This window comes from Ilumatobacter coccineus YM16-304, assembly GCF_000348785.1.
GTDB lineage: Bacteria > Actinomycetota > Acidimicrobiia > Acidimicrobiales > Ilumatobacteraceae > Ilumatobacter_A > Ilumatobacter_A coccineus.
Window position 1 is genome coordinate 1,424,769 of the sequence record NC_020520.1, and the last position, 11,819, is coordinate 1,436,587.

13 protein-coding genes are annotated in these 11,819 nt (G+C 67.7%); 9 read left to right on the top strand and 4 right to left on the bottom strand.

Features of this window, described 5'->3' with window-relative positions; translation table 11 throughout:
* Positions 1 to 31: 31 nt before the first annotated feature.
* The 7 genes from YM304_RS06390 to YM304_RS06420 all read left to right on the top strand — a co-directional run bounded on the left by YM304_RS06390 (position 32) and on the right by YM304_RS06420 (position 7,009).
* The gene (locus YM304_RS06390; RefSeq protein WP_015440838.1) at positions 32 to 1,279 is read left to right on the top strand and encodes a DEAD/DEAH box helicase; all 1,248 of its coding nucleotides are present in this window, start codon (positions 32 to 34) and stop codon (positions 1,277 to 1,279) included.
* 23 nt (positions 1,280 to 1,302) lie between these two features.
* Positions 1,303 to 2,184: an aminoglycoside phosphotransferase family protein gene (locus tag YM304_RS06395; protein WP_197536936.1), complete on the top strand. Its 882-nt coding sequence runs from the start codon at positions 1,303 to 1,305 to the stop codon at positions 2,182 to 2,184.
* 79 nt (positions 2,185 to 2,263) lie between these two features.
* Positions 2,264 to 3,205, top strand: a complete 942-nt coding sequence (locus YM304_RS06400; RefSeq protein WP_041298069.1) for an ABC transporter ATP-binding protein — start codon at positions 2,264 to 2,266, stop codon at positions 3,203 to 3,205.
* On the top strand, positions 3,202 to 3,984 hold the full coding sequence (locus YM304_RS06405) for an ABC transporter permease (protein WP_015440841.1): 783 nt from the start codon (positions 3,202 to 3,204) through the stop codon (positions 3,982 to 3,984). Before YM304_RS06400 ends, YM304_RS06405 begins: the two co-directional genes overlap by 4 nt.
* Positions 3,981 to 4,796, top strand: a complete 816-nt coding sequence (locus tag YM304_RS06410) for an ABC transporter permease (protein WP_015440842.1) — start codon at positions 3,981 to 3,983, stop codon at positions 4,794 to 4,796. The genes YM304_RS06405 and YM304_RS06410 overlap by 4 nt, the downstream gene beginning before the upstream one ends.
* A gap of 18 nt (positions 4,797 to 4,814) precedes the next feature.
* Positions 4,815 to 6,248, top strand: coding sequence for a M20/M25/M40 family metallo-hydrolase (locus YM304_RS06415; RefSeq protein WP_015440843.1), 1,434 nt, complete (start codon positions 4,815 to 4,817; stop codon positions 6,246 to 6,248).
* 80 nt (positions 6,249 to 6,328) lie between these two features.
* Positions 6,329 to 7,009, top strand: a complete 681-nt coding sequence (locus tag YM304_RS06420; RefSeq protein ID WP_015440844.1) for a TetR/AcrR family transcriptional regulator — start codon at positions 6,329 to 6,331, stop codon at positions 7,007 to 7,009.
* Between the two features lie 9 nt (positions 7,010 to 7,018).
* Here YM304_RS06420 and YM304_RS06425 read toward each other — a convergent pair whose 3' ends face one another.
* From YM304_RS06425 to leuC, 3 genes are read right to left on the bottom strand one after another with little or no spacing between them, the layout of a single operon-like run.
* Entirely contained in the window at positions 7,019 to 7,462 is a 444-nt protein-coding gene (locus tag YM304_RS06425; RefSeq protein ID WP_015440845.1) for a nitroreductase family deazaflavin-dependent oxidoreductase, read from the bottom strand.
* 26 nt (positions 7,463 to 7,488) lie between these two features.
* The gene (gene leuD, locus YM304_RS06430) at positions 7,489 to 8,073 is read right to left on the bottom strand and encodes a 3-isopropylmalate dehydratase small subunit (protein ID WP_015440846.1); all 585 of its coding nucleotides are present in this window, start codon (positions 8,071 to 8,073) and stop codon (positions 7,489 to 7,491) included.
* Positions 8,070 to 9,494 carry a 3-isopropylmalate dehydratase large subunit gene (gene leuC / locus YM304_RS06435; RefSeq protein ID WP_015440847.1) on the bottom strand — a complete coding sequence of 475 codons (1,425 nt, stop codon included), beginning with the start codon at positions 9,492 to 9,494 and terminating at the stop codon, positions 8,070 to 8,072. Before leuC ends, leuD begins: the two co-directional genes overlap by 4 nt.
* 56 nt (positions 9,495 to 9,550) lie before the next feature.
* On the opposite strand from leuC, the gene YM304_RS06440 reads away from it, so the two are divergent.
* Both YM304_RS06440 and YM304_RS06445 read left to right on the top strand, forming a co-directional pair.
* A complete protein-coding gene (locus tag YM304_RS06440; protein ID WP_015440848.1) occupies positions 9,551 to 10,198 on the top strand; it encodes an IclR family transcriptional regulator in 648 nt (215 codons plus the stop codon).
* Positions 10,199 to 10,252: 54 nt separating this feature from the next.
* A complete protein-coding gene (locus tag YM304_RS06445) occupies positions 10,253 to 11,194 on the top strand; it encodes a TIGR03564 family F420-dependent LLM class oxidoreductase (RefSeq protein WP_015440849.1) in 942 nt (313 codons plus the stop codon).
* Between the two features lie 166 nt (positions 11,195 to 11,360).
* On the opposite strand, the gene YM304_RS06450 is transcribed toward YM304_RS06445, so the two are convergent.
* Positions 11,361 to 11,807, bottom strand: coding sequence for a DoxX family protein (locus tag YM304_RS06450; protein WP_015440850.1), 447 nt, complete (start codon positions 11,805 to 11,807; stop codon positions 11,361 to 11,363).
* Positions 11,808 to 11,819: the final 12 nt, after the last annotated feature.

An 11,819-nucleotide genomic window follows, 5' to 3' on the forward strand; every position in this document is an offset into this window, starting at 1 on the left:
GCGACCTTCGGAGGCCAACGATCGCGACCACGTGAACACGTCGAACCTCACTTCCATCAACGCGCTTCCGGCAGTCGAAGCGCCGACGGGGTTCTTCGACCTCGGCGTTCCGGCCCGCATCGACGACGGGCTCGCCGCATGCGGCTTCGCACAACCGTTCAACATCCAGACCGAGGCGATTCCGGTCGCCATGCAGGGCAAAGACGTCTGCGGCCGCGCCAAGACCGGCTCGGGCAAGACGCTTGCGTTCGGCGTGCCGATGCTCGCCCGCATCACCGACGAAGCCAAGCCGATGCGCCCGCTCGGGCTCGTGCTCGTGCCGACGCGTGAGCTGGCCGTGCAGGTCGCCGAAGTGCTGCAACCCGTTGCCAACCATGCCGGCATGAAGGTGCTGCCCGTCTACGGCGGCGCCTCGCGTCACCATCAGGTCGACGAGATGGCCAAGGGCGTCGAGATCGTCGTGGCCACCCCGCTGCGCCTCATCGACCTCATCAAGTCCGACGAGATCAACCTCGACGACATCCAGATCGTCACCCTCGACGAGGCCGACCGCATGGCCGACGACGGCTTCACGCCCCAGGTCGAGTGGATCCTGCGCCACACCGGCAACCGCAACCAGACGATGCTGTTCTCGGCAACGCTCGACGGCGATGTCGGCCACCTCATCCGGGCGTATCAGACCGACCCCGAGACCGTGGCGATCGACGAAGCGACCGACACGGTCGGCAACATGAGCCACCTGTTCCTCGGCATCCACCACATGGACCGTGACAAGGTCATCGGCTCGATCGCCAAGGGCATCCCGAAGATCATCGTGTTCTGCCAGACGAAACGGCAGTGCGACCGGGCCACCGAGAAGCTGCAAGACCTCGGTCTCGACGCCATGGCCATCCACGGCGACCTCCAGCAGAAGACGCGTGAGCGTGTGATGCGGATGTTCGCCGAGAGCAAGCTGCAGATCCTGGTGGCCACCGACGTGGCCGCCCGCGGGATCGACATCGACGACATCGGTGCGGTCATCCACTACGAGCCGGCCAAGGACGTCAAGGACTACCTGCACCGCTCGGGCCGCACGGCTCGCGCCGGGCGCGACGGCTGGGCGATCACGTTCGCCGAGTACAACCAGACCACGCAGGTCCGCATCCTGCAGCGCATGCTCAGCATGGAGCCGAGCAAGCCGGTCGAAGTGTTCTCCAACGACCAACGCCTGCTCCGCCTCGAGGAGTTCGGCGACGACGTCAAGACGTCGGCGCAGCACCCCAGCAACATGAAGGTCTGACTCGTCGCTGACAGACTCGGACGATGACGTCCAACATGCCAGCAGCGGAGGTCGACACGTCGGCGTCGCTCGTGCGGGCGCTACTCGAATCCCAACATCCCGATCTCGCCTCGCTGCCGCTGCGCGAGGCGGCGAACGGTTGGGACAATGTGATCTTCCGGCTCGGCGACGCGCTGAGCATCCGGCTGCCGCGCCGCGCGATGGCGGCGCGTCTGGTCGAACACGAGCAGGCGGTGCTGCCCGCACTCGGTGCACGACTACCGATCGCGATCCCGGTGCCGGTGCGCATCGGCCGGCCCGAGTTCGACTACCCATGGTCGTGGAGCATCAATCCGTGGATCCCCGGCACCATCGCGGCGGTCACCCCGTTCGCCGACCCGAGTCGAGAGGCGCAACGCCTCGGTGCGTTCATGGCGGCGCTGCATACCACCGCACCCGTCGACGCGCCGTCGAATCCCCACCGGGGCCACTTCGTCGGGCGGAACACCGACATCAACGTCGAACGCGCCGCGCAGCTCGACTGGGGCGACTCGATGCTGGAGCGATGGGGCGAACTCGTCGACGTGGAGCCGTGGCCGCACGAGCCGACGTGGATCCACGGAGACCTGCACGGGGCGAACCTGCTGGTCGACGACGGTGAGATCAGCGGTGTGATCGACTTCGGTGACGTGTGCGCCGGCGACCCGGCCACCGACCTGTCGATCGCCTGGTCGCTGTTCGGTGAGCGCGATCGCGACGTGTTCAGGGAGGCGGCGAGCCGGGGCGAACACGCCGTCGACGACGCCACCTGGCAGCGGGCCGAGGCGTGGGCACTGCACTTCGCGGTGATCTACACGCTGCACTCAGCCGACAATCCCACCATGGGCGCCATCGGCGACCACCTCCGCCGCACACTGCTCGGCTGACGAGCGGAGTCGGCGACCGATCGCATTGACGCCGAAATCGAACCGTCGTCGGGCGGTCGTGCTGTGTGAAACTGCGACGATGTCCGGTGCACCCCTCATCTCGGCGCGTTCGCTCGTCAAACGGTTCGGTTCGGGCCCCGAGGCGTTCACGGCGGTCAACGGCATCGACATCGAGGTCGCACCGGGGGAGGCGTTCGGCTTCCTCGGCCCCAACGGCGCCGGCAAAACCTCCACGATGCGGATGATCGGGTGCGTGTCCCCGGTGAGCGACGGCGAGCTGCGGATCTTCGGCCTCGACGCCGCCACCGAGGGTCGCAAGATCCGTGCCCGCATGGGCGTCGTCCCGCAACTCGACCAGCTCGACAACGAACTGACCGTGCTCGAGAACCTCGTCATCTACGGCCGGTACTTCGACCTGTCGCGCAAGGCAGCGGCGGCGAAGGCCCGCGACCTGCTCGAGTTCGTGCAGCTCACCGAGAAGTCCGACAGCAAGGTCGAGCCGCTCTCGGGCGGCCAGAAGCGGCGCGTGTCGATCGCCCGGTCGCTCATCAACGATCCCGACCTGCTCCTGCTCGACGAGCCGACGACCGGGCTCGACCCGCAGGCCCGTCACGTCCTCTGGGACCGGCTCTATCAGCTCAAGGAACTCGGAGCCACGCAGGTCATCACCACGCACTTCATGGACGAGGCCGAGCAGTTGTGCGATCGCCTCGTGGTGATGGACGGCGGGGTGATCGTCGCCGAAGGATCGCCGCAAGGGCTCATCGCCGAACACGTTCGACGCGAAGTGCTCGAAGTTCGTTTCGGGTACGGCCGCAACGAGGAGCAACTCCCTCGTCTCGACGGCGTCGGGGCCCGCATCGAGGTGCTGCCCGACCGCCTGCTGATCTACGACGACGACGGCGACGGTGCGCTCAACGAACTGCACCGTCGAGAAGTGGTGCCCGAGAGCGCACTCGTCCGGCGCAGCAGCCTCGAGGACGTGTTCCTGAAGCTCACGGGAAGGACGCTCGTCGAGTGAGCACGCCCGCGGCGATTCGCGTGTTCGCACGTGACTGGACCTACTTCAAGCGCATCTGGAAGTCGGTGCTGATCGGCTCCGTGCTGCAACCCATGATGTACCTGCTCGGCGTCGGGCTCGGCGTGGGCAGCCTCGTCGACCGTGGCGCCGATTCGGCCGAACTGCTGGGCGGTGTGTCGTACGCCGCCTTCTACGCCACGGCGGTCATCGCCACCACGGCGATGTTCGTGGCGGGACAGGAAGCGCTCTGGCCAACCATGGACGGATTCTCGTGGTCGTACGCCTACCGAGCGCAGACGTCCACGCCCATCGAACCCACCGATGTCGCGCTCGGCCTGATGCTGCACTACGGCCTCCGGTCGCTGCTGTCGACGGCGGGGGTGGTCGTGGTGTTGACCTTCTTCGCCGACACGAGAAACCCCGGTCTGCTCCTCACCCTGCCGGTGGGCGTGTTGACCGGTTGGGCCTTCGCGATGCCGTTCGCGGCGTGGACGGCGACGCGCGAGACCGACTCGTCGTTCCCGGCGATCATGCGCTTCGGGATCATCCCGATGTTCCTCTTCGGCGGAGCGTTCTATCCGGTCGAGCAGTTGCCCGACTGGCTCGAACCGGTCGCCTGGATCACCCCGCTGTGGCACGGCATCGAACTGTGCCGCGGGGCGGTGCTCGGCGGGCTCGGCGGCGGCATGGCGGTCGTCCACCTCGCTGCGCTCATCGGCTTCGTCACGGCCGGACTCGTCGCCGCCTCGGTGACCTTCACGAAACGGTTGCGCGTATGAGCGTGCTCACCAATCCGGCGGCGGTCACCCGCATCGTTCCGGCGGTCGTGTTCGACGTCAAGCGCCCGCAGCGGATGATCGAGCGCAGCGCGTTCGTCTATCGCCGGTCGTGGATGATCCTGGTCAGCGGGTTCTTCGAGCCGCTGTTCTACCTGTTGTCGATCCGCATCGGTCTGTCGGCACTCATCGGCGACGTGGAGACGGGCGGGCGGCTCGTGCCCTACGACGAGTTCGTCGCCCCCGGCCTCATGGCCGCCTCGGCGATGAACGGTGCGGTGTTCGACTCGACGATGAACGTCTTCTTCAAGATCAAGCATTCTCGGCTCTACGACGCCGTGTTGGCCACGCCGCTGTCGGCTGGCGATGTCGCCGTCGGCGAGATCACGTTCGCCGTGATCCGCGGCGCGCTCTACTCCACCGCGTTCATGCTCACGATGTGGGCGCTCGGCATGGTCAGCTCACCGTGGATCGTGCTCTCGGTGCCGGCGTGCGTGCTCATCGGCTTCGCCTTCGCCTCGCTCGGCATGGCGCTCACCACGTACATGCGCTCGTGGGAGGACTTCGAGTACGTCCCAGCGCTCACGCTGCCACTGTTCTTGTTCTCGGCGACGTTCTACCCGCTGTCGCAATACGGCGACTTCGCCTGGGCGGTGCAGTTCAGCCCGCTGTACCACGGCGTCGAACTCGTGCGTGCCGCGAACCTGGGGGAGTGGGACGTGTCGATCCTGGCGCACGCCGGCGTGCTCGTGGCGTTGACGATCGTCGGGACGGTGATCGCGGCGCGGCGTATCGAGCGGCTGCTCCTGACCTGAACGGGTACCGTTGCCGAGGTGACGACGACCGAATCTTCAGCTGCCGATGTGATCCGCGAGCGGTGCGACGAGGTGTGGGACGGCATCGTCCCGGTCCTCCACGACTACATCGCCATCCCCAATGTGTCGGTCGTGTTCGACCCGCAGTGGCGTGAGCACGGCTACATGCAGCAAGCCGTCGACCTGATCGCCGGATGGTGCCGCGATCGGCCCATTCCCGGGCTCACCGTCGAGGTCGTCGAACTGCCCGGCCGCACGCCGGTGATCCTGATGGAGATCCCGGCGACCGACCCCGACGCGACCGGCGACGACACCGTCGTGCTGTACGGACACCTCGACAAACAGCCGGAGATGGAAGGCTGGCGCGACGATCTCGGGCCGTGGAAGCCGGTCCTCGAAGGTGACCGCCTGTACGGCCGAGGCGGCGCCGACGACGGCTATTCGGCGTTCGCCAGCCTCACCGCGATCGAGGCGGTGCACGCCGCCGGGCTCGCCCACGCTCGTTGCGTGGTGCTGATCGAAGCGAGCGAGGAATCGGGGTCGATCGACCTGCCGGCCTACGTCGAGGCACTGTCCGATCGCATCGGTACGCCGAACCTCGTGGTGTGCCTCGACTCGGGATGCATCGACTACGACCGCATGTGGGTCACCACGTCGCTTCGCGGCGGCGTGTTCGGCACCCTCACGGTCGACATCGTCACCGAAGGGCTCCACTCGGGCGACGCATCTGGCATGGTGCCGTCGTCGTTCCGCATCGCCCGTCAACTCCTCGATCGCGTCGAAGATGCGGTCACGGGCGAGGCGTTGCTTCCAGAACTCGTCGTCGAGATCCCGGAAGGTCGACTCGCCGAGGCGTCGGCCACCGCAGCCGAGATCGGCGCGATCGCCGATCACTATCCCTTCGTCGACGGCGCCGGGCCGACCACCGCCGACCCGGCCGAGCAACTGCTGGCGCGCACGTGGAAGACCACGCTGAGCGTGGTGGGTGCCGACGGGCTCCCGCCGACCTCGCGGGCCGGCAACGTCCTGCGGCCGTCGACGTCGCTCAAGCTCTCGTTCCGCCTGCCGCCGACGGCCGACCCCGCAGCCGCGCACGCCGCCATCGCCGCTGCACTCGAGTCCGACCCGCCCTACGGGGCTCGCGTGTCGTTCCACGACGCCGACGCGGTTCCCGGCTGGAACGCACCGGCCACCGCACCGTGGCTCGACGAAGCGCTCGAGGCAGCGTCGTTGGCGTCGTTCGGTGCACCGGCGCGCACGTTCGGTGAAGGCGGCACGATCCCGTTCATGGGCATGCTCGGGGAGAAGTTCCCCGAGGCTCAGTTCGTCATCACCGGCGTGCTCGGACCCGACGCCAACGCGCACGGCCCGAACGAGTATCTCCACGTTCCGACCGCCCGTCGGCTGACGATGGCGATCGCTCACGTCCTCGACGCGCACGCTCGACGCTGACCGACACGGGCGGCGCCGGTGTCGCCGACTACGGTCGGATGTGTCAGAGGTGGTGCCTGTGCTCAGCAACGGAAGGCTGCATGATGACTCATGACGTGAGAGAACCGACGACCGAACGCCCCTCGCGCGGTCAGACGTGCGCCGGGGTCGAGGAATCGTCCTGCTCATGCGAAGGCGACGGCCGGATCAGGCGGCGTCTGCGCAACCGCAAGGCCATCCTCGACGCGCTCGGCAGCCTGCTGCAGCGGGGCGTGGCCAGTCCGTCGCTCGAGGAGGTCGCCGACGAAGCGGGGGTGTCGACCCGCTCGGTGTACCGCCACTTCGGCACGGTGGAGGAAGCTCGCGAGGAGTGGGCGGTCGAGACGGAGCGCTACGTCGCCGGACTCGTGTCGAACGCGTCGGGTCGCGTGCTCGATGGTGCGTCGCTCGAGGAGCGCTGTCTCAGTCTCGTCATGGCGCGACTGGCCCTCTACGACCAGGTCGGCGGCTTGGTTCGCGCCACGTCGGCGCGCCGAGCGTTCAGCGAGCGTGATGCGAAGAGCTACGAGTTCGGTCGTGCGGTCGTCGAGGCCCAGGTTCCCGAGCGGTTCGCTCCCGAACTCGACGCCATGGAGCCCGACGAGCGGGTGGTGCGCCTGGCGATGGTCAACACCCTCGTGTCCGATCTCGCGATCGACGATCTCATGACCCGGTTCGGGGAGCGTCGCCAACAGCTCGTCCCGCTGCTGGTGAAGCAGCTGGTCACGGCGTTCACCTGCTGAGCGCGTCGGTCAGTCGATGCGACGAGCGAGGAAGACCGGAATCTCGCGGTCGGTCTTCTCCTGGTACTCGGCATACGGCGGGTAGACGGCCACGCCGCGATCCCACCAGGTCTGACGCTCATCGCCGGTGATGATCTCGGTCGTGTAGTCGTGTGGCTCGGGACCGTCTTGGATCTCGACCATCGGCTCGGCGACGAGGTTGTTGTACCAACCGGGATGTTCCGGGGCGCCGCCCTTCGACGCGATGAGTGCGTACTCGCCGTCGTGCTCGACGCGCATCAGCGCGAACTTGCGGAGCTTGCCCGAGCTGGCGCCCAGGCAGGTGACGATGATGATCGGGATGCCGGTGTCGCGGAGGGTGTTGGCCTCGGCGCCTCCGGTTCGTTCATAGGTCTCGACCTGTTCGGCGACCCAGTCCCACGTGCTCGGTTCGTACTCTCCACTCAACGGCATGGTCGCACCGTACCGCAGGGTTTGCGTCAGCGGAGGTAGGCGGGACGGTTCGCTTCATACGAGTCGATCGCGGCGGCTTTGCCGAGGGTGATGCCGATGTCGTCGAGCCCGTTGAGGAAACGGTGTTGGACGTCGGACGGCATCGGGAACCCGGCATCGATCCCTGCTGCGGGAACCTCGACGGCGAGTCGCTCGACGTCGACGACGATCGACGTCTGCGGGTCGGCTTCGATGGCCGCCCAGATCGCTTCGACGGTCGTCTCGGGAAGCGTGACCGGCACCAGGCCGTTCTTCGTGCAGTTGTTGAAGAAGATGTCGGAGTAGCTCGGCGCGATGACGGCGTCGAAGCCGTACTGCTGGATCGCCCACACGGCGTGCTCACGCGACGAGCCGACGCCGAACGCCGGGCCGGCCACGAGGATGTTGGCACCGGCGTAGCGCTCGTCGTTCAGGACGAAGTCCTGCTCGTCGCGCCAGGCCGAGAAGAGGCCCTTCTCGAAGCCGGTGCGCTCGACCTGCTTGAGCCAGACCGCCGGGATGATCTGGTCGGTGTCGACGTCGCTGCGCTTGAGCGGCACGCCGGTTCCGGTGATGACGTGGACTTCCTTCATGACCGCACCTCCAGGTCGGCGGGTGTACAGAACGTGCCGTTGACCGCTGTGGCGGCGGCGATGGCCGGGGAGACGAGGTGGGTGCGCCCGCCGGGGCCCTGACGGCCTTCGAAGTTGCGGTTGGACGTGCTCGCCGCCCGCTCGCGGGGCTGGAGCTTGTCGGGGTTCATGGCGAGGCACATCGAGCAGCCGGGCTCGCGCCAGTCGGCGCCGGCGGCGATGAACACCTGGTCGAGTCCCTCTTCGAGCGCCTGCTGTTTCACGGCGTGACTGCCGGGCACGATCATCACGCGCGGCACGGTGACGGTGCGACCTTCCATGACCGCTGCGGCGGCCCGCAGGTCTTCGATGCGGCTGTTGGTGCACGAGCCGATGAAGACGGTGTCGACCGAGACGTCACGCATCGAGGTGCCGCCTTCGAGGCCCATGTACTCGAGCGCCCGTTCGACGGTTTCGCGCGTGGTCGGGTTGTCGAAGCTCGCCGGGTCGGGGATGAGCGAGTCGATCGAGATGACCTGGCCCGGGTTGGTGCCCCAACTGACGTGCGGCGCGATCGATGCCGCGTCGAGCACGACCTCCTTGTCCCACACGGCGCCCTCGTCGGTGTAGAGGGTCTTCCAGTCGGCGACGGCGGCGTCCCAGTCGGCGCCCTTCGGTGCTTGCTCGCGGCCTTCGAGGTAGTCGAACGTCGTCTGGTCGGGGGCGATGAGTCCGGCCTTGGCGCCGGCCTCGATCGACATGTTGCAGACCGTCATGCGGCCTTCCATCGACAGCGAGGTGATCGCCGAACCGCGGTACTCGATGACGTGGCCGATGCCGCCCGACGTGCCGATCTCGCCGAGGATCGCGAGGATCACGTCCTTGGCGGTGACACCGGGTTGCAGGTCACCGTCGACGGTGACCGACATCCACTTCGGGCGCTCTTGGGGGAGTGTCTGCGTGGCGAGCACGTGCTCGACCTCGCTCGTGCCGATGCCGAATGCGAGCGCGCCGAACGCTCCGTGCGTGGCCGTGTGCGAGTCGCCGCAGACGATGGTCATGCCCGGCATGGTGCGACCCTGTTCGGGACCGATCACGTGGACGATGCCCTGATTGGGGTCGCCCATCGGGAAGTTGGTGATGCCGAACTCGGCGGTGTTGGCGCGCAGGGTGTCGACCTGCTTGGCCGAGATCGGGTCGGCGATCGGCTGGTCGATGTCGGCGGTCGGGACGTTGTGGTCTTCGGTGGCGATCGTCAGTTCGGGACGGCGCACGGAGCGGCCGCTGAGCCGCAGCCCGTCGAACGCCTGTGGGCTCGTCACTTCGTGGACGAGGTGCAGGTCGATGTAGAGCAGATCGGGTTCGCCGTCGCCCGATTGCACGAGGTGGCGCTCCCACACCTTCTCTGGCAGTGTCTTCGGTCGGCTCGGTGTCTCGCTCATCAGCGCGGACGCTCCTGTTGTCTATGTCCCATACTTTGGGATACGATTCTCTGAATATGGACATCGTAACGGGTGTGGGCGTGCTCGACAAGGCGATGACGGTGTTGCGCTCCGTCGCGGTCGAAGCTCGGTCGCTCAACGAGCTGCAGGAGTCGACCGGCCTCCCGAGAGCGACGGCGCATCGGTTGGCGGCGGCGCTCGAAGCGCATGCGATCCTGCGCCGCGACGGCGACGGCCGCTTCGAACTCGGTCATGCGCTGATCTCGCTGGGTCAGGCGGCGGACGAACGCTTCCCGCTCGACGATCTCGCGCGTCCGATCCTGTCGACGTTGCGTGACGAGACCGGTGAGAGCACGCAATTGTTCGTGCAGGAGGGTAGTCATCGCCGCTGCGTCGTGTCGCTCGAGACGCCGCACGGACTCCGCTGGATCGTGCCGGAAGGGTCGGTGTTTCCGCTCGAAGCCGGCTCTGCCGGACGGGTGCTCACGGGCGAGACCTCCGACACCGGCTGGATCGAGAGTGTCGGCGAGCGCGAAGCCGGCGTGGCCTCGGTCAGCGCCAAGGTGGCGGCGCCCGACGGGACGATCATCGCCGCGCTCTCGGTGAGCGGCCCGATCGAACGACTCACCGAGCAGCCGGGCGCTCGATTCGGCACCGCCGTCCTCGCGGCCGCGGCCGACCTGGCACGCGTCGTCGCTCGCTGACGCGGCCGACCGTCGGCTCCCGGCGGGGAACTACCGACTTGTAGGTTCGGTGCGATGAAGATCGGTCTCAACGCAACCACGCTGCTCGGTCGAGCCTCCGTCGCCGACATGGCGGCGCATGCCGCCGCAGCAGAATCGGCAGGCTTCTCGGGCTGGTGGCTCGCTGAGCTGCCGACCGGCGGGTTCGACGCGCTGACGGCGCTCGCGGTCATCGGTCAGTCGGTCGAACAGATGGAGATCGGTACCGCGGTCGTGCCGACGTTCCCCCGGCATCCGGTGATGCTCGCCGGCCAGGCACTCACCGTGCAGGGCTCGATCCGCTCGAAGCTGTCACTCGGCATCGGGCTGTCGCACCAGGTGATGATGGCCGAACTCGGTCTCGCCGACGACAAGCCGATCCGCCACCTTCGTGAGTACCTCGAGGTGCTGATGCCGCTGGTCACCGACGGGCGTGTCGACGCCGACGGCGAAACCCTCACCGGCCGAGCGGCGGCGATCTATCCGGTGACCGAACCGGTCGAGGTCGTCGTGGCCGCACTCGGCCCGCAGGCGCTGCGCGTCGCCGGTCGGCTGGCGTCGGGAACGAACCTGGCGTGGGTCGGGCCGTTGACGATCCGCGACCACATCGTCCCGACGATCACCGACGCAGCCGAACAGGCCGACCGGCCGTCCCCTCGCGTGATCGCCACGCTGCCCGTCGGCGTCACCGACGATCCGGCGGCCGCTCGCGAGGTGCTGACCGCCAACACACAGATGTACATGGAGCTTCCGTCGTATCAGGCGATGTTCGAACGCGAAGGCGTGTCGTCGACCGGTGAGCTCGGACTCTTCGGCTCGGCCGACGAGGTGACCGAACGGATCGCGCACCTCGCCGAGTGCGGCGTCACCGACTTCGCCGCATCCGAGTTCGGCCTCGACGCCGACGCCCGCGCCCAGACCCGCGAACTGCTCACGAACCTCGCCGCCCAGCACAACGCGCCGAACAACGCCAGCTGATCGCCACGCGCTCGGCAACAGGGCCCGATGGCCTGATCCACGTAGTTGACAACTTGGGTTGTCGACCCGACAACCCAGGTTGTCAATTCCGGTCACAGCGGTCCCATGGTCGGGTCGGTTGCAGAAGGGGTGACCTCGCCGACGCCGTCGTCGCCGAGACGTTCTGTCAGGCGGTCGAGTCGTTCGACACCTTCGACCCGGAGCGTGGATCGGCGGTCTTGGCCACGCGCCACATCCACCAGATCAGCGGGAGCTGCAACGGGAGGCGAACCCAGTTGGCGATGCGGGCCGGGCCCGCGGCAGTGCCGACCGAGCGCGTCATCCTGCCGTCGTCGCCGGGCTTGATCTGGACGTCGTTGAGCGCCGAATCGACGTTGGCCGGGAAGACGCCGATCAGCAGCGCGATCAGCCCGAGCGCCGACAACTTGCGCGTCCGAGGCGACAGCAGCCCCACGCCCAGCACGACCTCGACGGCACCGCTGCCGAGGTTCGCGAGCTTCTTGTCGGGAAACCAGTCGGGCACCACCGACTCGAAGAAGTCGGGACGCACGAAGTGCATCGTTCCGGCCCCCGTGAAGAACGCTGCGGCGGCGAGTGTCGATCGGCGAGCCATCGGCCCAGTCAA